The following is a 21,391-nucleotide window of genomic DNA, read 5'->3' on the forward strand; positions in this document are numbered from 1 at the left end:
ATCTGCGCCCGCTCCGCGGACGACAACCTCTGCCCCGGCATGACCCCTCATCCTGACGAGAATCCACCCCGTTGCAACAACCACTTGAGCCCAAGACCAGGGAAGGGCCTATCTCCTGGATCGAGCACGATCATGGATGGCGGCAGCTCAGGCGGGTGGGGCGGCGGTGGTGGCCGCCGCCCCGTGCCTGGAACTGGTCGGTCAGCGAGCGGCCCGGTCGGCCAGCAGCCGTCGAGGGTTCCACCGCAGCAGTCGGTACCGGGCCTGCCCGGTGAGCGCCACCATTCGGCCGGACCTGTCCGCCGTTGTGGTGCGCCAGCGCAGCAGCACCGAGGGCGGCAGCACTGCGGCGAGCAGGCGGGTCCGTCGGTCCGCCCGTGTCGCGAGCGCCGCTCGGACCGCGCGGAGCGCCGGCAGCAACCGCTCACCGGTCAGCGGGTCCCGCGCGTAGCGGGCCCGCTCCTCCGCCCGGCCGAGCAGCCGCGCGGACCCGATCGCGTCCTCATCGTCGAGGGAGTCCCGGACAAGCCGGTCCGCGGTCGCCCTGGGCGTCTCGGTCAGATCGACCGGAACCCGGAAGTCCACAAGCGTGTCGAGCAGCTCCGCCCAGGCGGCGTGCGCGTCCGCGCGGGCCCGGTCGGCGTCCGCGCTGACCACCACCGGACGTGCCCCCGGCTCGCTGTCGCCGTCGACCCTCGCGGAGGGCATCGCCACGCTCGCCGCGCGGCCACTGCGTCGGCGGCGCAGGGCCATCCGGCGCAGCGCGGGCACCGCGAGCAGCACCAGCAGGGCCACCAGGCCCGCTGCCCACCACGGCCAGACCGGTGGCTGCTCGTTCGGCGTCGTTCCGCCGAGAGAGAGCCCGTCGTCGGTGTCCCGGTCGGCGTTGTCCGGGCCGGTCGGCTCCGTCGCGGCGCCCGGGTCCGTCGGGGCGCTCGTGGCGCCGCTGCTCGGGCTGGTCTCCTCCGGCGCGTCAGTGTCCGGTGCCCAGGCCGACCGGGTGGAGCCGGGCACCCCGTACGCCGGGGTGGCGTCGAACGGCACCCAACCAGCCCCGTCGAAGTAGACCTCGGTCCAGGCGTGCAGGTTGAGGTTGGTCAGCGTGAAGGTGTCACCGTCGCGCTTGCTGCCGTTGGTGAACCCGAACGCCACCCGGGCCGGGATGCCGGCCGAGCGGACCAGCCAGGCCATCGCGGCGGCGTACTGCTGACAGTAGCCGACCTTGTTGGTCAGAAAGTTGACGATATCCTGACCGCTGCTGCCGCTCTCGGTGCTCAACCGGTAGCTGAACCCGTTGTCCGCCGAGAAGTGCTTGTAGATCGACAGCACCCGGTCGTAGTCGGTGCGCTTGCCCTGGATCAGCCCCTTGACCAGCTCTTCCACCTCGGGCACCGGCCCGGGGGTGGCGGTCATCTGTCGGCGTACGGGGTGCTCGGTAGGGAGCGACTTCGCCGCCCGCAACGCGTCGGGCGTGAAGGTTGAACGGACGTAGTCGAAGGAGTACTTCCGACCGCGGGAGTTCTCCCGGTTGGAGAAGACGACCTGCTGGTTGGCGTCGTAGAGCCAGTTGTCGCTGAGGTCGTCGGCGCGGGTCGGTTCGGCGTACACAGGCATCAGCGACATGCTCAGGCTCTTGGTGACCTCGACGGTCGCCTGGTAGGTGGTCTGCTGCACGCCTGGACCGGCCCGGTCGGCCGGGTTCGGTAGGTCTTTGTTGACCGACCGGCCGCTGGGGTTGCGCGCCTGGAAACCAGCGGGGCGCAGCTCGTCGGCGACCGCGTAGCGCAGGTAGAACGGGTTCTGCTCGGACGTCTTCACCTTCACCAGGTCGGCGACCTGGGACTGGTTGAGCTGGCCGGCGAGTGAGGCGAACAGATCGATCCGACCCGACGTGCCGCCCGAGCCGGACCCGTTGCCGGTGCCGTTGCCCGGCCCTCGGCTGAGCGAGTCGAGCAGCCCGCCGGTCATGCCGGGCACCGCCAGCGGCAGCGCCACAGCCAGGGCCACCCCGACCGCCGCGAGCCGACGGCCGGCGGACGCCAGCGGAGAGGCCTCCCACACGTCGACGTCGCGGCCATCACCGGTGAACCGGCGCCCGAAGCGGCGCACCCGGTCGACGTTGTCGGTGACCAGCAGCCAGAGGTAACCGGCGGCGCCCACCACGAACGGCACAGCGGGGACGCTGTCCACGTAGACGGCGACCGGCACCGAGTAGATGGCGAGCATCGGCAGCCCCGCCAGCGCGGGCCGGCGCAGGCCCACGGCCAGCACGTCCACCAGCACGGCGACCCCGCCGACGCCGAGCACGGCGATGAACAGCAGCGGGTCGGTGTCCGGGACCTCGACCCCGTAGGAGCGCATGTCCTGCATGGAGCCGGCGAGCAGGTCGCCGAAGTACGCGAGCGTGCCCGGGGTGGGCAGGATCGCGAGCAGCTCCTGGCCGCTGGGGAACAACCAGGTCAGGGCGAGCATCAGGCCGGCCAGCATGCCCAGCACCTGAGCCCACAGGGGTGCCCGGGCGAGGCGGGTCAGCGCGGCCACCCCGGCCACCACGGCGACCGCGATGATGGACTCGATCAACCACGTCCAGCCCTGGAAGATGGCCGACAGCGGCGCGGCGGCCAGCAGCGTGGCAGCGGCCGCCACCATGCCGATGTTCCGACTGCTGATCATGAGGGGAGCCTTCCGTTCATCGCACACCGCCGGCGACCGTCTCGGCCAGCGCGGCCCGCAGGGCGAACCCCTGGGCGCCCCGACCGATCTGCGGCCACAGCGCCGGCAGCCGGCCGCCGTGGTCGACGCCGACCACCCGCCAGCCACTCTGCAACATGGCGAGGACGGCGGCGGCGTGGGCGTGCTCCGCCTCGGCCCGCGCCTTCTCCGGCAGGCTGAGCCAGGTGGAGCTGTTCAGGAGGAAGCCGACGCAGGTGGCGCCGTTGCCCCGCAGCCCGGCCAGCAGCTCTGCCTCGGCGATGCTCACCGTGCCGAACAGGCCGATGATCAGACCGCCGTCGGCCCGTTGGCGGACCCGCTGCACGAGGCCGGTGACCTCGGCGCGCTGATCCAGTCGGACCTCCGCGAGGTGGTCGAGCAGCGCGCCGTCGCCGCCGGCCTCCGAGGCGTCCACATCTGCCCCCGAGCCGGTGACCAGGCGCAACTTGTAACCGGCCTGCCGCAGGTGAACGGCGATGCTCGCGGCGGCCGACACCGACCACTCGAAACTGGCCGTCGGCCCCTCGCCCCGGTGGCCGTACGCCCGGGTGTCCAGGACGACTGTGGCCCGGCTCTCCCACGGTTGCTCCTCGCGGCGCACCATCAGCTCACCGGTGCGGGCTGTGGACTTCCAGTGCACCCGGCGCAGGTCGTCGCCGCGCCGGTACTCCCGGGTCGCCGCGTCGTCCTCGCCGTGCACCGCCACCGAGCGGGCCCGGCTGTCGCCGCTGCCCGCGTACTCCCCGGGGAGCCGGACCGACGGCAGCGGGGTGACCTGCGGGATGACCGTCAGGTGGTCGGTGCTGGGGAAGGAGCGGGTGAGTTCACAGAGGCCGAACGGGTCGGTCATCCGGACGACCAGCGGGCCCACGTCGTAGCGACCCCGCACGTCGGCCCGCACCGTGTACGCCACGGAGCTGGCCTGGTGCGCGCCGAGTCGCTCCAACACCACCCGGGGCCGGCTGCCCAGCGCGTAGGGCAGCCGGTCCTCCAGGAGCAGGGTGCCGGTCGGCAACCGGGAGAGGTTCTGCAGGCGCAGCACCACCCGGGAGTTGGCGCCGACCGGAACCCGGTGCGGGTCCAGCGAACGGTTGCAGGCCAGCTTGTAGCGGCTCCGCCCGACGTAGGCGGCGGCCAGCAACGGCAGGATGGCCAACAGCACAGCCACCCGGAGCAGGTCCTTCTCGCCGAGGATGCCGGCGGAGACCGCCGCCGCGACCGCAGCGGCGAGGAAGGACCTCCCGCGGGTGGTCAGGCCGCGTAGCCCGGCACGCACGTCACGGCCTCCGCGGCTCGTAGGGTGCGCGACCGTTGCCGGTGGCGGGGGGCCGGGTGTCGTACGGGTTGCGCTGCCGGTCGTGTGGCAGCGGCAGGCGGTGCACCAGCTCGGAGACGATCGCGTCGGTGGTGCGCCGGGCGAGCTGCGCGTCGGCGGTGGGGATGATCCGGTGGGCGAGCACCGGCACCGCCAGGGCCTGCAGATCGTCGGGAAGCACGTAGTCGCGGCCTTCCAGGGCGGCGACCGCCCGGGCGGTGCGCAACAGTTGCAGGGTCGCCCGGGGGGACGCGCCGAGCCGCAGGTCGGGGGCCTCGCGGGTGGCGGTGACCAGGTCGATCGCGTACTGCTTGACCGCGTCCGCCACGTGCACCTGCCGGACGGTGGCGATCAGCTGCCGGACGATGGCCGCGTCGGAGACCGCGCGCAGCTCGTGCAGCGGGTCGGTGGCGCCGTGCCCGTCGAGCATGGCCAGCTCGGCGTTGGAGTCCGGGTAACCCATCGCGATGCGGGCGGTGAACCGGTCGCGCTGCGCCTCCGGCAGCGGGTAGGTCCCCTCCATCTCGATCGGGTTCTGGGTGGCGATCACCATGAACGGGGTCTGGAGCTGGTACGTCACCCCGTCGACGGTGACCTGCCGTTCCTCCATGCACTCCAGCAACGCCGACTGGGTCTTCGGCGAGGCCCTGTTGATCTCGTCGCCGACCACCAGGTTGGCGAACACGGCGCCGGGGCGGAACTCGAAGTCGTGCGTCTCCTGGTTGTAGACGCTGACACCGGTGACGTCGCTGGGCAGCAGGTCGGGGGTGAACTGGATCCGTCGCACGGTGCAGTCGATGGACCGCGCGAGGGCCTTGGCAAGTTTGGTCTTGCCGACACCCGGAACGTCTTCGATCAGGAGGTGACCCTCGGCGAGCAGGACGGCCAGGGCGAGCCGCACTGTGGCGGTCTTACCCTCGATGACCTGCTCGATGTTGGCCACGATGGCCTCGCTGGCGGCGCGGAACTCGTCGTGCGGCAACAGGCCGCCCACCTCGTCCCAGGTCTGTTGTGTCACGGGCCTCCTCCTCGTCGCCGTCACGGCAGCTCTCTAGAGAGCACCTGGACCCGCCGTTGGGTTCGCGACGTCGAGCCTCGTTTGCCGCAGGAATCTCACTAGTCTCTCAGGCTAACCATGTTTGTCGTTATCGCCGACCCCCGCAGGTAGTCCGTCGGTTACGCACCGATATTCGCCAGCTCGGGGGAACGCGTTCGACACCGCACGGGGGCCGGCAGGGCGAACCGTGGAAGAGGTACACTGCGGGACATGGCCGGAGTCTTCCTGCTTCTTACCGGGCCGTGCTGATGCGCTGAACCCAGCGACAGCACGGCGGCCCCTCCTGCGCGAGGGGCTTTTTTGTGCCCGCCGCCGGCCCGGCCCGGTGGTGCCGAGACGAAGCGAAGCGAAGCGAGGAGAGACGATGAGTGAGGCAGCCGCACCGGCGGGCGACATTCCCCCGTTCCGGTACACCGCGGCCCTGGCCGACGAGATCGAGATTCGTTGGCAGGACACCTGGGCGCGCGAGGGCACCTTCCACGCACCGAACCCGACCGGCCCGCTGGCCGACCCGACCCACCCACGCGCCGGCGCGGAGAAGCTGTACGTGCTGGACATGTTCCCGTACCCCTCCGGAGCGGGCCTGCACGTCGGCCACCCGCTGGGCTACATCGGCACCGACTGCTACGCCCGCTACCAGCGGATGGCCGGCCGCAACGTGCTGCACGCGATGGGCTTCGACGCGTTCGGGCTGCCCGCCGAGCAGTACGCGGTGCAGACCGGCACCCACCCCCGGACCACCACCGTCGCGAACATCGAGCGGTACAAGGCGCAGCTGCGCCGGCTGGGGCTGGCGCACGACGAGCGCCGCTCGGTGGCCACCATCGACACCGACTTCTACCGCTGGACCCAGTGGATCTTCCTGCAGATCTTCAACTCCTGGTACGACAGCGACGCCGACCGGGCCCGTCCGATCGCTGAGCTGATCGCCGAGTTCGAGGGCGGAAGCCGGGCCACCCCGGACGGCCGCGCCTGGGCCGAGCTGAGCGTCGCCGAGCGCCGCCAGGTCGTCGACGACCACCGCCTGGCGTACGTCTCGCAGGCGCCGGTGAACTGGTGCCCGGGGCTGGGCACCGTGCTGGCCAACGAGGAGGTCACCGCCGACGGCCGTTCCGAGCGGGGCAACTTCCCGGTCTTCAAGCGCAACCTGAAGCAGTGGATGATGCGGATCACCGCGTACGGTGACCGGCTGCTGGACGACCTGGACAGCCTGGACTGGCCCGAGCCGATCAAGCTGATGCAGCGCAACTGGATCGGCCGCTCCACCGGCGCCCACATCGACTTCCCGACCAGCGCGGCACCGGTGCGGGTCTTCACGACCCGCCCGGACACCGTCTTCGGCGCCACCTACATGGTGCTGGCGCCCGAGCACGAGCTGGTCGACACGCTGGCGCCGACCAGCTGGCCGGACGGGACGAGGGACGCCTGGACCGGCGGGCACGCCAGCCCCCGCGAGGCCGTCGAGGCGTACCGCAAGTCGGCAGCCGCCAAGACCGACGTCGAGCGGCAGTCCGACAGCAAGGAGAAGACCGGCGTCTTCATCGGCGCGTACGCCACCAACCCGGTCACCGGTGGGCAGATCCCGATCTTCATCGCCGACTACGTGCTGGCCGGCTACGGCACCGGCGCGATCATGGCGGTGCCGGCGCAGGACGAGCGGGACTGGGCGTTCGCCGAGGTCTTCGAGCTGCCCATCGTCCGTACCGTGCAGCCGGCGGAGGGCTTCGACGGCAAGGCGTACACCGGGGACGGCCCGGCGATCAACAGCGCCGCGCCCGAGCGCGGCCTGGACCTGAACGGCCTGGGGGTCGCCGACGCCAAGGCGGCGATCATCGCCTGGCTGGAGGCGAACGGGCACGGCACCGGCGCGGTGACCTATCGGCTGCGCGACTGGCTGTTCTCCCGGCAGCGTTACTGGGGCGAACCGTTCCCGATCGTCTACGACGAGACCGGCGCGGCCATCGCATTGCCGGAGGAGATGCTGCCTGTCGAGCTGCCGGAGGTGGACGACTTCTCCCCGAAGACGTTCGACGCCGACGACGCCAACAGCAACCCGGAGACCCCGCTGTCACGGCGGCGCGACTGGGTCGAGGTCGAACTGGACCTGGGTGACGGGCCGAAGCGCTACACCCGGGAAACCAACGTGATGCCGCAGTGGGCCGGCTCCTGCTGGTACGAGCTGCGCTACCTGGACCCGACGAACAGCGAGCGGTTCGTCGACGCGGAGAACGAGCAGTACTGGATGGGCCCGCGCGCCGACGGTGACTGCGGCGGCACCGACCTGTACGTCGGTGGCGCCGAGCACGCTGTGCTGCACCTGCTGTACGCGCGGTTCTGGCACAAGGTGCTGTTCGACCTGGGGCACGTGTCGTCGTTCGAGCCGTTCCGCAAGCTGTTCAACCAGGGCATGATCCAGGCGTACGCGTACACCGACTCGCGCGGCAGCTACGTGCAGGCCGAGGAGGTCTTCGAGCGCGACGGCGCCTACTACCTGGGTGACCTGGCGGTCAACCGCGAGTACGGCAAGATGGGCAAGTCGCTGAAGAACGTGGTGACCCCCGACGACATGTGCGCCGCCTACGGCGCGGACACCTTCCGGGTGTACGAGATGTCGATGGGCCCGCTGGAGGTCTCCCGCCCCTGGGAGACCCGGGCGGTGGTCGGCTCGTACCGGTTCCTGCAGCGGGTGTGGCGGGCCGTCGTCGACGAGCAGACCGGCGCCCTGCGGATCACCGAGGACCCGGCCGACGAGGCGACCCGCCGACTGCTGCACAAGGTGATCGACGGGGTCCGTTGCGACATGGACGGCATCCGGTTCAACACCGCGATCGCCAAGCTGATCGAGCTGACCAACGGGCTGACCCGGCTGTCGGCCACGCCCCGCGAGGTGGCCGAGCCGCTGGTGCTGATGGTGGCGCCGTTCGCCCCGCACATGGCCGAGGAGCTGTGGCGCAAGCTGGGCCACGAGACCTCGCTGACGTACGCGGACTTCCCGACCGCCGACCCGGCGCTGCTGGTGGCCGACACGGTGACCTACCCGGTGCAGGTCAACGGCAAGGTCCGTGGTCGCATCGAGGTCCCCGCCGACGCCTCCGAGGAGGTCGTCCGCGCGGCGGCCCTGGACGCGGTCGCGGCGACCCTGGGTGGCAAGGAACCGCGCAAGGTCATCGTGGTCAAGGGCCGGATGGTCTCGGTCGTCGCCTGACAGCGAGCGATACGCACCGTGACGTCCACTGAGGCGGGCACCGCGTTGAACGTGATGACTCAGAGGCATCAGTATGCCTCTGAGTCATCACGCTCTCCGGCGCATCCGCCCGCCGTTCGCGGCACGCGGGCTCGTGCGGTCGCCGGATCAGCTCGACCAGCCAATTGGCAGTTGCGCTCCGGTGGTCACGGGCAGGGCGGCAGTGGCGGCAGCCGGTCCGGGCGTAGCAGCGAGTACGCGTGCTGCCGTGCGGGGTCCGTGTTGTTGTCCGGGTCCACCAGCAGCGCCTGTCCCGAGACGACAGCGTGGGCGTGATCGGCGGTCAGCCGCACGTACGACCCGGTTCGCAGGTCGGCCACGTACCAACCCAGGTGGTACTGGAAGATCACCAGGTCCCCGACGGCAGTGGGCGTGGCAACCGTGTGGAAGGGGTCGACGGTCGGGGGCCTGGTTCCCGGTGGCAACGAGGTAGCGGCAGCCGGAGCCGGCGGAGGGGTCACCCGGAACACGCGGACCGGTGCCGCCCAGTCCGGTCGCCAGACGGTCAGGGTGCGCTCGTCGCGCGACACCCAGGCAGTGGTCCGGCCGTCGGTGGTCACGTCGACTGCGGTGCCCGGTCCGGGGCTCGGCTGCGGCGCGGACCCAGCCTTGCCGTCCGGACCGACCGCGTTCAGGCGACCCGTGGCCCGATCAACCCAGAGCAGGTCGGCGCCGTGGAACCCGACACCGCCCACCGGGCCGGTGGCCACAGTGCGGACCGTCCCGGCAGCCAGGTCGTGCAGGGTCAACTCGTTCCGGTCCTCGCCGAGGATCCTGGTGACGGCGAGCTTCCCGTCGCGCAACGGGGGCCGGAAGAGGAAGTCCGCGGTGCCCAGCACCTGCCGTGGTGCGGCCCCCGACTCCGCGTCCCAGGCGAAGAGTTCGGAGCCGCCGCCGCCGTGGGGTGCCGCCCGCGCGAGGCTGCTGCGCGCGTACACCAGCCAGCGCCCGTCGAAGACGCCCCACTGTGGGAAGGTGAACGGGTCTGGCATGGTGCCTCGGCAGTGGCGGGCGGCGGCGACGCGGCCGGTGGATCACCCGGGGTGCACGCCGCGAGCAGCGCCGCCGCGAGGGCCGCAACGAGGGCGACGGCTCGGGAACCGATCCTGGCGCGGGGCAAGGGCTTCATGGCCGCAGACGCTAGATCGCGCTGACGCTGCCCGATGCCCTGCCGAAGGGATCGTCGTCCGGCCGTTACCACCGCCGAACCGACAGGATCCTGTCATCGACGTCCGCAAGGCGGCCAGGGTCTGCTCGGCCCTTCCGCCGCGGGTCAGACGGGCATGGTGCGACGGCGGCGGCGTTCGGCGCGCCACCACTGGTGGATGAGTACCAGGCTGGCGATCAGACCGAGGCTGGCCGGGGCTGCGGCGTACCAGTTGACGTGGCCGGGGGAGCTGACCGCCGCACCGATCGCCGCGTAGCCGAAGGCGGTCGGCGCGGACGCGATCACGCTGCCGGCCAGGAACGGCAGCATTCGGGCGCCGGTCGTGCCGTAGCCGTAGCTGACCAGGCCGAAGCCGGCGATCGGCAGCAGCCGGACGGTGATCACACCGAGCACACTCTGCCGAGCGAACCAGCCGTCGAGGCGGGCGAGTCGGCCGCGGACCCGCTCGGCGACGAACTCCCGACCGAGCAACCGGCCGACAGTGAACCCGATCGCCGCCGCCACCAGGGCGGCGCCCAGGGCGTACGCGGCGCCCTCCAGCGGGCCGAAGATCGCACCCGCGGCGAGCGTGATGAAGGTCCGGGGCACCAGCGCGACCAGCAGCAGCGCACCACCGAGGATCGCCGCCACCGGGGCGAGGTCGCCCAGCCGGTCGGCGACCAGCGGCAACTGCGCCGGGTCCGGCCGGGGCACCAGCAGCAGCAGTAACCCGCACCCGGCGATCAGCAGCAGGAGCAGGGCGAACCGGGCGGCCGACGGCTGCCGGAGCAGCCGCCGGACGGCGTGGATCATGCCCGGGCGGCGGCCACCGCGGAGCGGCGCTCGTTGCGGAGCCGGTCCGACCAGGTGTCGTCCAACGGCGGGAGCTGGTGTGCCCCGGTGGCCCAGCGCAGCAGCAGGTCGGCCAGGGCCGGGTTGCGAGCCAGCGCCGGCCCGTGCGAGTAGGTGCCCAGCAGCTTGCCGCGCCACGCGCCCTCGGTGGCGCCGTCGTTGCCCACCCCGGCGGTGACCCGGGCCAGCGGGGAGACCTCCGGACCGAGGTGGGTGCGGCCGCCGTGGTTCTCGAAACCGGTCAGCGGGGGCAGGCCCAGCCGGGGGTCGATCTCACCGGCCAGCTCGCCCACGGCCCGGCTCTCACCCCGGTCGGACCGCAGGTCGAGCAGCTCCAGCCCGCGGCACTGCACACCCTTGGCGAAGAACGAGGTGCCGAGCAGTTGGTAGCCGGCGCAGACGCCGAACACCACTGAGCCCTGCGCGACGGCGCGGTGCAGGCCGCCGTCGGCCAGCAGCCGCTGGGCGCCGAGCGCCTGCGGGCCGTCCTCGCCGCCACCGACCAGGTAGATGTCGGCGGTCGCGGGCAGTCGCTGGTCGGAGCGGACCTCCAGCACCTCGACCGGCATCCCACGCTGACGGGCCCGCCGGGCGAGGATCAGGGCGTTGCCCCGGTCTCCGTAGGTGGAGAGCAGGTCGGGGTAGATCCAGACGATGCGCAGACTCTCAGATGACACGGTCCAACTCCGCTCGGATGTCCTGGAACGCGGTGTAGTTCGCGATGACCTCCAGCCGGCCGGGCGGGACCGACCGGAGTGCGTCGTCGAACGTGCGGACGTGCTGGAACGGCACGTCGTTGACGTCCAGTCGAACCGCCAGGTCGTATGCCCGGTCGCCGGTGATCAACACCTGCCGGCCGCGGAGCGGGGCGAAGTCGACGTCGTACAGCCAGGAGGTGTCCAGACCGTCGGGGTCGCGCGCGTTGATGGAGAGCAGGGTCGGCGCGTCGTCGGCCATGTCGAACGCCTCCAGCCAACTGGCCGGGTTCTTGGCCAGCAGCAGCCGGATGTTGCGCCCGTCCTTGTCGACCTGTGCGTAGCGGCCGGCCACCGACGTGACGATGCCGAGGCGGGACACCGCGTCGACCGGGCGGACGCCGAACTCGGCGGCCACCGCCAGCGCGGTCGCCGCGTTGCCGAGGTTGACCTTGCCGGGCAGTTGGAGCGAGACCTTGTGCCAGGCGCCGGTGGGGTCGAGCACGCCCTCGTCCTCGACGACCCAGTGCGGCTCCGGTCGGCGTAGCGGGCAGCCGGTGCACCACCACTGCTCGCCGGAGCGCTGGATGGTGGAGCCGCACTCCGGGCAGACCCAGGAGTCGTCGTGCCAGCGTTGGCCGGCACTGAACCACGTCACGTGCGGCGGGTTGATGCCCCGGGCGGGGTCGCCCGGAGGGGTGGCGGCCCACACCACCAGCGGGTCGTCGGCGTTGGCCACCACCCGTACGTTGGTGTGCCGGACCAGCGCCGCGCGCCAGAGCTGCGCCATCATGGCGACCTCCTTGGCGCGGTCGAGCTGGTCGCGGGAGAGGTTGAGCAGCGCGACCACGTGCGGCTCGGTCGCCTCCAGCACCTGGGCCAGGTAGTGCTCGTCGACCTCCAGCACCGCGTACGGGGTGCTGCCGGCCTTGGCCAGCGCCGAAGTGTGCCCGCTGGGCATGTTGGCGCCGAACGAGTTGGTGGCGACCCGGCCGAGTACGCCGACAGCGGCGGAGGTCAGTCGGGTGGTGGTGGTCTTGCCGTTGGTGCCGGAGACGAGCGCGATCGCGCGCCCGGCCGACAGGTGGGCCAGCAGGTCCGGGTCGATCTTCAGGCCGATCCACCCGCCGATCACTGAACCGTCGCCACGGCCGGCCGCCCGGGAGAGCGCCGCGGCGGTCCGTGACACGGAGCTGGCCACCTTGGCCCGTAGGGGCATTTTCGCGTCCGTCACGCGAGCGAGGTTACCGGACCGCCGGCCCCACCAGATCGCCGCCGACTGTGAACCGTTCGGCCGTGGTGGCTGCGCGGGTGGCCGGGTCCGCGTCCCCCGGACGGAGTCGATCTATGTCGGAAAGCGGACCACGCCGAGGGGCGGCCGGAGCCCTCCACTCCGCTCCACCCCTTGTGACGTGCGGTTTTGCCGCCGGGTCAGGCGCGCCACGCGGGCGAATTTGGTTGCGGGTGGAGGGAAGTGGAGTAGAGTGGGGACCAATGGTGAGGCCGGGAGGGCTCACCGGCCCGGGGGGTCAGCGGCGCCGCGAACGCCGCTCAAGGGCGAGGGGGTTGGGCCGATGTTTCTCGGCACCCACACTCCGCGCCTTGACGAAAAGGGCCGGTTGATCCTTCCGGCCAAGTTCCGGGATGAGCTGGCGGGGGGTGTCGTGGTCACTAAAGGGCAGGAGCGCTGCCTCTACGTCTTCCCGACCCCTGAGTTTCAGCGGATCGCGGAGCAGTTGCGCGCACAGCCGATGACCCACAAGGCGGCCCGGGCCTACAGCCGGGTCTTCTTTGCCAGCGCGCACGACGAGGTTCCGGACAAGCAGGGCAGGGTGACCATTCCGGCTCACCTGCGGGCCTATGCCGCGCTGGACCGCGAGTTGGTGGTGATCGGCGCGAGCACGCGGGTGGAGATCTGGGACAAGGTCGCCTGGGAGACCTACCTCGCCGAAAGCGAAGACGACTTCGCCGACATCGAGGAGGGGGTGCTGCCCGGCGGTCTGTAGGGCGGTAACGGCGCCCGACGTACTGCGAGATCTCCAGCCGCTTTCGAGTTCCTGGCATCACTTCCCCGGTGCCAGGCGCACGATCCAGTCATTGGGCGACGGTCCGGTGTCAGGCGGGAGCGGATGGGGATCTGGCGGTACGACGGCAGCGCCGTCCGACGACAGGCGCACGAGAAGAACGGACGTTTCAACCAGTGGGGGTCATCATGGGGGAGTTGCGCGGCACACACGTGCCGGTGCTGCTCGAGCGGTGTCTCGAGCTGCTGGCCCCCGCTCTGGGTCGAGGCGGCCGGACGGTCTACGTCGACGCGACGCTCGGTCTCGCCGGGCATGCGGAGGCGGTGCTGGAGGCGCATCCGGAGACGGTCCTGATCGGGCTCGACCGGGACACCGAGGCACTCGCTCACGCGCGGGTCCGGCTGGCCCGGTTCGCCGATCGGGTGCACCTGGAGCACGCCGTCTACGACGAGTTGCCGGACGTACTGGACCGGCTGGGTTATCCGGCCATCGACGGCATCCTGTTCGACCTGGGTGTCTCGTCGTTGCAGTTGGACGCGCCCGACCGAGGGTTCGCGTACGCCCAGGACGCGCCGTTGGACATGCGGATGGACCAGACCCGGGGGGTGACCGCCGAAGAGGTGGTCAACACGTACGCGCATCCGGACCTGGCCCGGGTGTTGCGGGTCTACGGCGAGGAGAAGTTCGCCGGTCGGATCGCCTCGGCGATCATCCGGCAGCGGGAGCGGGCCCGGATCACCTCGTCCGCGCTGCTGGCGGAGCTGGTGCGGGACTCCATTCCGGCACCAGCCCGACGAACGGGTGGGCACCCGGCAAAGAGAACGTTTCAGGCTTTACGGATCGAGGTAAACAGAGAGCTGGCAGCGCTGGAGACAGCGTTGCCATCCGCACTCGACGCACTGACCGTGGGCGGTCGCATGGTGGTCCTGTCCTACCACTCGCTGGAGGACAGGCTCACCAAGGCGGCCCTCACGGACCGGGTCCGCAGTAAGGGCCCGATTGACCTCCCGGTCGAGCTTCCCGGGTCCGGTCCGACGTTCCGGCTGCTCAGCCGGGGCGCCGAACTGCCGGGGGAGGCGGAGGTCGCCGCGAACCCGCGGGCCGCCTCGGTGCGGCTGCGGGCCGCGGAGCGACTCGACCCGAACGCGACAGAGCAGGGGCGGACCGACCGCGAACGGTCTCGCCGACGGGTGAAGGGAATGCACCAACCGGGCACGGGGTCCGCCTGATCCGTGGGGGGTCAGGGGCACCGGGACGGCTAGAGGGACGGACGCTGAGGGGGAGGGGACATGAGCATTGACAAGCGCGACCGCCGGGACGTCACCGGCGGCGGGCAGCGCGCACCGCGGTCGGGGGGCCGGACCGCGGCGGAGCGGGCTCCGCGCCTCGGAAACGGTACGCCACGCATCGATCGAACGAATCGGCAGGGGGAGACTCGCGCCCGGGGGGCGCGCGAGTTCCCGACTCAGGGCACGGCCGCGCTGCGACCGGTCGAGAAGGCCGCCAGCGCGACCAGCGCCCGGCCGCCGCGGCTGCGGGTGGCGCCGCCACCGCCGATCTCGGTGCCGCGTGCGCCGTTCGCGGCGCTGATCGTGGTGCTGGTGGTCGGTGGGGTGCTGGGCATCCTGGCGGTCAACACCAAGATCAATGAGAACGCGTTCCGGCTGGAGCGGTTGCAGCAGCAGCAGGCTCGACTGGACCTGGAGAAGCAGCAACTGGACAAGCAGATCGCCGACGCCGAGGCGCCGGGCAACCTGACCGCCAACGCGAAGCGGCTGGGCCTGGTCGACGCCGGCGAGCCGGGCTACATCCGGCTGCCGGACGGCAAGACCATCGGTGTGCCGCAGCCGGCGAACGGCCAGCCGTCGGTGACCAGCCAGGGTGCGGGAGGCTGACCGGTGCCACCAAGGTCGGACGAGCCGCGCCGGGACCCTACGGGGTCCCGGCGCGGTTCTGCACGTGATGCCGGGCCCGTCGACGGCGAGCCGCGCACCGGTGAGCCGGGCATCGGGGGCATCTCCGGCGCCCGGGCGTACACCCCGAGGGGTCGGACCGTCCGCGAGGAGCGCGGCACGCCGGCGCGCGGTCAGGGCGCCGAGCAGCGGCGTACGCCGCGCAGCACCCGGTCCGGCGACCCGTTCCGGCCGGCGTTGCAGGTGCTCGACGGCGGTCGGGCCGCCGCCCGGGCGGGCCGGCGCGACGCTCCGGCTGCCGGTCGCGGTGGCGTGGTGCGCACCGTCGCGCCGCGTACCCCCCGTGGCCCGGGTGGGGACGAGCCGCCTCCGCGTCGCCGGACCACGCCTCGCGCGCCGCGGCGCACCGACCGACCGGCGGCCCGCCGGCCGTCGCGCAAGCCACGACGCCCGCCGAAGCTGGCCGACTCGCGGCTGCGGCTGCGACTGGGCACCGTGCTCGCCCTGACTCTCTTCGCCACCATCGGGATCCGGCTGATCTTCCTCCAGACCGTCGACGCTCCGGCGTACGCCGGGGGCGGTATCGTCGACCGCCTCCGCACTGTCGAGCTGCCGGCGCCCCGGGGTGCGATCTACGACAGCACCGGCGCGCCGCTGGCCCGCAGTGTCGAGGCGCGGTACGTGTACGCCGACCCGACCGAGGTGGAGGACTCGGCCGCCGTCGCCAAGGCGCTCTCCCCGTTGCTCGGCATCCCGGTGTCGAAGCTGATGGAGTTGATGAAGCCGCGCAAGCTGGAGGACGGTAAGGCGTCCCGGTTCGTGTACCTGGCGCGGGGAGTGGAGATCTCCACCGCCAAGCGGGTGCAGGCGCTCGAGCTCCTCGGCATCGGGGTGCACCGAGACGAGCGCCGTGAGGTGCCCGGCGGTGACCTGGCGGCCAACCTCATCGGCTTCACCAGCCAGGACATGGTCGGCTTGGAGGGGCTGGAGGCCCGCTACGACGACGTGCTCGCCGGTCAGGACGGCAAGCGGGTGTACGAGGCCGGCCTCGGCGACCTCGGGGCGCCGATCCCGGGCGGCTACAGCCGGACCACGCTCGCCAAGCCGGGCAGCTCGCTCGCCCTCACCCTCAACCGTGACCTCCAGTTCCGGACGCAGCAGATCCTCAGCGCGGGCATGGCCCAGGCGCCGGGTGGCACCGGCGCGGCCGTGGTCATCGAGATTCCCTCCGGCGCGGTGCTGGCCCAAGCCAGTAACCCCACCTACAACGCGGCGAAGCCGACGCCCAGCGACCCGGTTGCCCGGGAGGACGCGGCGACCAGCTTCGTGGTCGACCCCGGCTCGGTGCACAAGGCGATCACCTACGGTGCGGCGTTGCAGGAGGGGGTGATCACGCCGGACACCACGTTGCCCATTGCCAACAGCATCAAGAAGGGCGACACCTGGTTCTCCGACACGCACCCCGCCAACGGCAAACGGATGAGCGTGCCGGGGATGCTCGCCTTCTCGTCGAACGTCGGCACGATCACGATCGCCGACGAGCTCGGTCCAGATCGGCTGATCGACTACCAGAAGCGGTTCGGGCTGGGCAAGCCCACTGGCGAGGGCGTGTACGGGGAGGCCAGCGGGCGACTGCTGCCGGCCGACGAGTGGAGCGAATCCTCGCAGGGGTCGGTGCCGATCGGGCACAGCGTCGACGCCACCCCGTTGCAGATGGCCGCCGCTTACGCCGCCATCGCCAACAACGGCACGTACGTGCAGCCGCACCTGGTCAAGGAGGTGATCGGCCCGGACGGCAAGCGCACCCCCGCGCCGGCCCCGGTGACCCGGTCGGTGCTCAGCCCGCAGAACGCGGCGGCCCTGCGCACCATGCTGGAGGCGGTCACGACCGTCGACGGCGCCACCGGTGTGGCCGCCGCGGTTCCCGGTTACCGGGTCGCCGGCAAGACCGGCACCGGCTGGCGGCAGGTCAACGGTAAGAAGCAGCCCGGTGAGGTGTCCTCGTTCATCGGCATGGCTCCCGCCGAGAACCCCCGGTACGTGATCGCGGTCTTCGTGTACGCGCCCAACGGCGGGGGCGCGGCGATCGCCGGACCGGCGTTCCGGGACATGATGCAGTTCACTCTGCGTCACTACCGGGTACCGCCCTCCACCGGCGGATCCGCGCCCAAGTTCGTGGTCTATCCGCGCTGAGCAGCAACGGCGGGACATCATCGGTGAGTGCCGACGAACCACCGGGGCGGCTGTGCGGCCGGAACCGGACGACCGGGTAGGGTCTGACGCCGTGCCCGGCAATCCACGTCCACGTACCGTGACCGGAGTCCGGCTCGGTGATCTCGCCGTCCGGCTCGCCGTCGACCTTCCGGCGGACGCCGCAGCGGTGGTCGTCTCCGGGGTCACCCACGCCAGCCAGGAGGTTCGTCCCGGCGACCTCTACGCGGCGCTGCCCGGTGCCCGTCGGCACGGCGCGGAGTTCGCCGCCGGCGCCGTCGAGGCGGGTGCCGTGGCGCTGCTGACCGATCCGGCCGGCGCGGAGTTGGCGGCGGGAACGGGCCTGCCCACCCTGGTGGTGCCCGACCCGCGCGCCGTGCTCGGCGAGCTGGCTTCGGCCGTGTACGGCGACCCGACCGCCGACCTCACAGTGATCGGCGTGACCGGCACCGCGGGAAAGACGTCAACCGCGTACCTGATCGAGTCGGGGCTGCGGGCCGCCGGGCACACCACCGGGCTGGTCGGGACTGTGGAGACCCGGCTCGGTGATCTGGTGATCGACAGTGTCCGCACCACCCCCGAGGCGACCGACCTGCACGCCATGTTGGCCACCGCCCGCGAGCGGGGGGTCACCGCCGTGGTCATGGAGGTCTCCAGCCACGCGCTGGCGATGGGCCGGGTGGGCGGTGTGCGGTTCGCCGTCGGTGGTTACACCAACTTCGGCTCCGACCACCTGGACTTCCACGCCGACAGCGACGACTACTTCGCGGCGAAGGCCCAGCTCTTCGACGGGCGCTGCGCGGTCGAGGTGCTCAACCACGACGACCCGGCGTTGAAGCCGCTGCTCAAGCCGACGACTGTCACCTACTCGGCGGCCGGTGAGCAGGGCGCGACCTGGTGGGCCGACGGTGTGGGCGGCGAGGGGTACGCGCAGCGGTTCACCGCGCACGGCCCGAACGGCGTGGCAGTGTCCGCCGGTGTCGCGCTGCCCGGCCGGCACAACGTGGCCAACGCGCTGCTGGCCATCGCCGCACTGGTGGGTGCCGGGGTGGACCCGGTGACCGCCGCGGATGGTGTGGCTGCCTGCGGGGGCGTCCCGGGCCGGCTGGAGCTGGTCGACGTGGCCGCGCCGGTGCGCGGGGTGGTCGACTACGCCCACAAGTCGGACGCGATAGTGGCAGCGCTTGCCGCGCTGCGCGAGTTGAGCGCCGGCCGACTGATCTGTGTGATCGGCGCCGGTGGGGATCGGGACCGGGGCAAGCGGCCGGTGATGGGCGCCGCCGCGGCGGAGGGAGCCGACGTGGTGCTGGTGACCGACGACAACCCGCGCACCGAGGACCCGGGGGAGATCCGCGCCGAGGTGCTGGCCGGGGCGTACCGGGCCGGCACTGCCGCTCGGATCATCGAGGTGGCGGGCCGCCGCGCCGCTATCGACGAGGCGGTGCGGCTGGCCGAGCCGGGCGACGTGATCGCGCTGCTCGGCAAGGGTCACGAGCGAGGCCAGGAGGTGGCGGGTCAGGTGCTTCCGTTCGACGACAGCATCGAGTTGGCCGAGGCCCTGCGGGCCCGCTTCGGGGACCTGGCGGGTCAGCGGTGATCACGCTGAGCCTGGCCGAGGTGGCCGCTGCGGTCGACGGGCGGTTGGTGGCCGCCGACCCGGCCGCCACCGTCACCGGATCGGTGGAGTTCGACTCGCGCAAGGTGGGGCCCGGTTCGCTCTTCGTGGCCTTCCCTGGGGAGAAGGTCGACGGGCACGACTACGCGGCGACGGCGATCCAGGCCGGTGCGGTGGCGGTGCTCGGCAGCCGAGAGGTGCCCGGGGTGCCGATGGTGCTGGTCGATGACGCCCTGACCGCGATGGGCCGACTGGCCCGCGTGGCGGTGGACCGGCTGCCCGGGCTGACCGTGATCGGCGTGACCGGCTCGTCCGGCAAGACCACCACGAAGGACCTGATCGGTCAGCTCACCGCCCGGCTCGGGGCCACTGTGGCACCACCCGGCTCGTTCAACAACGAGCTGGGGCACCCGTACACCGCCCTCCAGGCCGACCCGGACACCCGCTACCTGGTGATGGAGAAGGGCGCGCGGGGGGTCGGGCACGTGCGGTACCTGTGCGAGCTGGTGCCGCCCCGGATCTCCGTGGTGCTCAACGTCGGCACGTCGCACATCGGCGAGTTCGGCTCGCAGGAAGCCATCGCCGTGGCCAAGGGCGAGCTGGTGGAGGCGCTGCCGCCGGACGGGCTGGCAGTGCTGAACGCCGACGACCCCCGGGTGGACGCGATGGCGAGCCGCACGCAGGCCCGGGTGGTCCGCTACGGCGAGGCGCCCGACGCCGACGTGCGCGCCGAGGACGTCCTGCTCGACGAGCGGGGGCACCCTTCGTACACCCTTGTCACCCCGGAGGGACGCGCGCCGGTGCGGCTGCGGTTGGCCGGCCGCCACCAGGTCGGGAACACGCTCGCCGCGGCGGCGGTCGCCCGGGAGTTGGGCATGCCGCTGGCCGAGCTGGCCACTGCCCTCGGCGAGTTGGGGCTGGTCTCGACCCGACGGATGGACGTCTTCGACCGCCCCGACGGGGTGACCGTGATCGACGACTCGTACAACGCCAACCCGGCCTCGATGGCGGTAGCGGTGCGGGCGCTGGCAAGCATGGGCCAGGGGCGGCGTACCGTCGCGGTGCTTGGCTACATGGCCGAGCTGGGCCCGTTCGAGTACGACGGCCACGCCGAGGTCGGCCAACTCGCGGCCGAGCTGGGTGTCGACCGGCTGCTCGTGGTGGGTGAGCCGGCCGCGCCGATCCACGAAGGCGCGACAGCTGTAGCAAACTGGGGAGGAGAGTCGGTGCTGCTCACCGATCAGGCGGCGGCCGTCGAGGTGCTGCGGAGCGAGCTACGACCGGGTGACGTCGTCCTGGTCAAGGGCTCCCGGTACCGGACCTGGGAGGTGGCCGACGCCCTGCGCGCCGACGCCGGTGGGGAGTCGACCCGATGAGGGCGGTCATCGTCGCCATCGGGGTGGCCTTCCTCGTCTCGCTCTTCTGCACCCCGATCGCGATCAAGGTGTTCACCCGGCTCAAGGCCGGTCAGCCGATCCGGTCCGACGGCCCCGCCATGCACCAGGGCAAGAAAGGCACGCCCACGATGGGTGGCGTGGTCTTCATCCTGGCCACTGTGATCGCGTACGTGGCCGGGCACCTCGCCCTGACCACCCTGCCGGACCAGCAGATCGCCCAGGTGGAGCCGACCATCACGGCGCTGGTGCTGCTGGGGCTGATGGTCTTCTCCGGCGCTGTGGGTTTCCTCGACGACTTCCTCAAGGTGCGCAAGCGCAACAGCGCCGGGCTGAACAAGCGCGGCAAGTTGCTCGGGCAGATCCTCGTCGGTGCGGTCTTCGGGGTGATCGCGCTGTGGTTCCCGAGCACGATGACCAACGGCTCGGGCCTTGCGACAAACACCGAGACGGTGGGCAGCACCACGCTGAGCTTCATCCGGGACATCGACTTCCTGGAGGTCAGCAAGGTCGGCGCGGTGATCATCTTCATCTTCGTGGTGATGGCCGCGACGAACGGCGTCAACCTCACCGACGGCCTGGACGGTCTGGCCACCGGCGCCTCGGTGATGGTGCTCGCCGCGTACGCGCTGATCGCGTTCTGGCAGTACCGGCACTGGTGCGCCGACCCGAACTACACCCAGCCGTACTGCTACGAGGTCCGCGACCCGTTGGAGATCGCACTGATCGCCGGGGCGGCGGCCGGTGCCTGTGTGGGCTTCCTCTGGTGGAACACCTCCCCGGCGCGGATCTTCATGGGCGACACCGGGGCGCTGGGGCTGGGCGGTCTGATCGCCGGCATGGCGATGTCCACCCGCACCATCCTGCTGCTGCCGATCATCGGTGGGCTCTTCGTGATCATCACGATGTCCGTGGTGATCCAGATCATCTCTTTCAAGACCACCGGTAAACGGGTGTTCCGAATGTCTCCGCTCCAGCACCACTTCGAGTTGGCCGGCTGGAGCGAGGTCAACATCGTGGTGCGCTTCTGGATCATCGCCGGCATCGGCGTGGCCATCGCCCTGGGCCTGTTCTACAGCGAGTTCCTCGCCAACATGACCTGATCCGCAGGCCCCGCGCCCACCCCCTGATCCGTCGATCTTGCACTTTCGGATGGCGGAACGTCCTTTCATGGATGTTTTGTCGGCACAGAAAGTGCAAGATCGGCGGCGG

The 21,391-nt window shown here is 71.6% G+C and carries 14 protein-coding genes and 1 pseudogene; 8 read left to right on the forward strand and 7 right to left on the reverse strand.

Annotated features, from left to right (window positions below; all coding sequences use genetic code 11):
- Nucleotides 1-201: 201 nt before the first annotated feature.
- From AB0C19_RS27500 to AB0C19_RS27510, 3 genes are read right to left on the reverse strand one after another with little or no spacing between them, the layout of a single operon-like run.
- Nucleotides 202-2,673: a DUF3488 and transglutaminase-like domain-containing protein gene (locus tag AB0C19_RS27500; protein ID WP_357189946.1), complete on the reverse strand. Its 2,472-nt coding sequence runs from the start codon at nt 2,671-2,673 to the stop codon at nt 202-204.
- A gap of 16 nt (nt 2,674-2,689) precedes the next feature.
- Entirely contained in the window at nt 2,690-3,988 is a 1,299-nt protein-coding gene (locus tag AB0C19_RS27505; protein WP_357189948.1) for a DUF58 domain-containing protein, read from the reverse strand.
- A 1-nt stretch (nt 3,989) separates the two neighbouring features.
- Nucleotides 3,990-5,045, reverse strand: coding sequence for a MoxR family ATPase (locus AB0C19_RS27510; RefSeq protein ID WP_091407670.1), 1,056 nt, complete (start codon nt 5,043-5,045; stop codon nt 3,990-3,992).
- A gap of 403 nt (nt 5,046-5,448) precedes the next feature.
- Between AB0C19_RS27510 and leuS the strand changes: the two genes are divergently transcribed.
- Nucleotides 5,449-8,289 (forward strand): leucine--tRNA ligase, encoded by a 2,841-nt coding sequence (gene leuS / locus AB0C19_RS27515; protein ID WP_357189951.1) that lies wholly within the window; start codon nt 5,449-5,451, stop codon nt 8,287-8,289.
- Nucleotides 8,290-8,474: 185 nt separating this feature from the next.
- Here the strand turns inward: leuS and AB0C19_RS27520 are convergent, their stop codons facing one another.
- The 4 genes from AB0C19_RS27520 to AB0C19_RS27535 all read right to left on the reverse strand — a co-directional run bounded on the left by AB0C19_RS27520 (nt 8,475) and on the right by AB0C19_RS27535 (nt 12,241).
- A complete protein-coding gene (locus tag AB0C19_RS27520; protein WP_357189953.1) occupies nt 8,475-9,320 on the reverse strand; it encodes a hypothetical protein in 846 nt (281 codons plus the stop codon).
- Nucleotides 9,321-9,601: 281 nt separating this feature from the next.
- Nucleotides 9,602-10,288 (reverse strand): VTT domain-containing protein, encoded by a 687-nt coding sequence (locus tag AB0C19_RS27525; RefSeq protein WP_357189955.1) that lies wholly within the window; start codon nt 10,286-10,288, stop codon nt 9,602-9,604.
- On the reverse strand, nt 10,285-11,004 hold the full coding sequence (locus tag AB0C19_RS27530; RefSeq protein ID WP_357189957.1) for a glutamine amidotransferase: 720 nt from the start codon (nt 11,002-11,004) through the stop codon (nt 10,285-10,287). The genes AB0C19_RS27525 and AB0C19_RS27530 overlap by 4 nt, the downstream gene beginning before the upstream one ends.
- A complete protein-coding gene (locus AB0C19_RS27535) occupies nt 10,994-12,241 on the reverse strand; it encodes a MurT ligase domain-containing protein (protein ID WP_238682881.1) in 1,248 nt (415 codons plus the stop codon). Before AB0C19_RS27535 ends, AB0C19_RS27530 begins: the two co-directional genes overlap by 11 nt.
- Before the next feature lie 355 nt (nt 12,242-12,596).
- Between AB0C19_RS27535 and mraZ the strand changes: the two genes are divergently transcribed.
- The 7 genes and pseudogenes from mraZ (at nt 12,597) to mraY (ending at nt 21,282) form a co-directional block, all read left to right on the forward strand.
- Complete coding sequence (mraZ, locus tag AB0C19_RS27540; RefSeq protein WP_030488958.1) at nt 12,597-13,028, forward strand: division/cell wall cluster transcriptional repressor MraZ; 432 nt, start codon at nt 12,597-12,599, stop codon at nt 13,026-13,028.
- 206 nt (nt 13,029-13,234) lie between these two features.
- Nucleotides 13,235-14,272 (forward strand): annotated as a pseudogene (gene rsmH, locus AB0C19_RS27545) (16S rRNA (cytosine(1402)-N(4))-methyltransferase RsmH); the annotation flags it as partial.
- 63 nt (nt 14,273-14,335) lie between these two features.
- On the forward strand, nt 14,336-14,941 hold the full coding sequence (locus AB0C19_RS27550) for a hypothetical protein (RefSeq protein WP_357189960.1): 606 nt from the start codon (nt 14,336-14,338) through the stop codon (nt 14,939-14,941).
- Between the two features lie 3 nt (nt 14,942-14,944).
- On the forward strand, nt 14,945-17,152 hold the full coding sequence (locus AB0C19_RS27555) for a penicillin-binding protein 2 (protein WP_357189962.1): 2,208 nt from the start codon (nt 14,945-14,947) through the stop codon (nt 17,150-17,152).
- Nucleotides 17,153-17,204: 52 nt separating this feature from the next.
- Nucleotides 17,205-18,767, forward strand: coding sequence for a UDP-N-acetylmuramoyl-L-alanyl-D-glutamate--2,6-diaminopimelate ligase (locus tag AB0C19_RS27560; RefSeq protein WP_357189964.1), 1,563 nt, complete (start codon nt 17,205-17,207; stop codon nt 18,765-18,767).
- Nucleotides 18,764-20,161, forward strand: a complete 1,398-nt coding sequence (gene murF, locus AB0C19_RS27565; protein ID WP_357189966.1) for a UDP-N-acetylmuramoyl-tripeptide--D-alanyl-D-alanine ligase — start codon at nt 18,764-18,766, stop codon at nt 20,159-20,161. The genes AB0C19_RS27560 and murF overlap by 4 nt, the downstream gene beginning before the upstream one ends.
- The gene (mraY, locus tag AB0C19_RS27570; RefSeq protein WP_030334519.1) at nt 20,158-21,282 is read left to right on the forward strand and encodes a phospho-N-acetylmuramoyl-pentapeptide-transferase; all 1,125 of its coding nucleotides are present in this window, start codon (nt 20,158-20,160) and stop codon (nt 21,280-21,282) included. Before murF ends, mraY begins: the two co-directional genes overlap by 4 nt.
- Nucleotides 21,283-21,391 lie beyond the last annotated feature (109 nt).

The organism is Micromonospora sp. NPDC048842 (assembly GCF_040649935.1).
In the GTDB taxonomy this organism is placed as follows: domain Bacteria; phylum Actinomycetota; class Actinomycetes; order Mycobacteriales; family Micromonosporaceae; genus Micromonospora; species Micromonospora hortensis.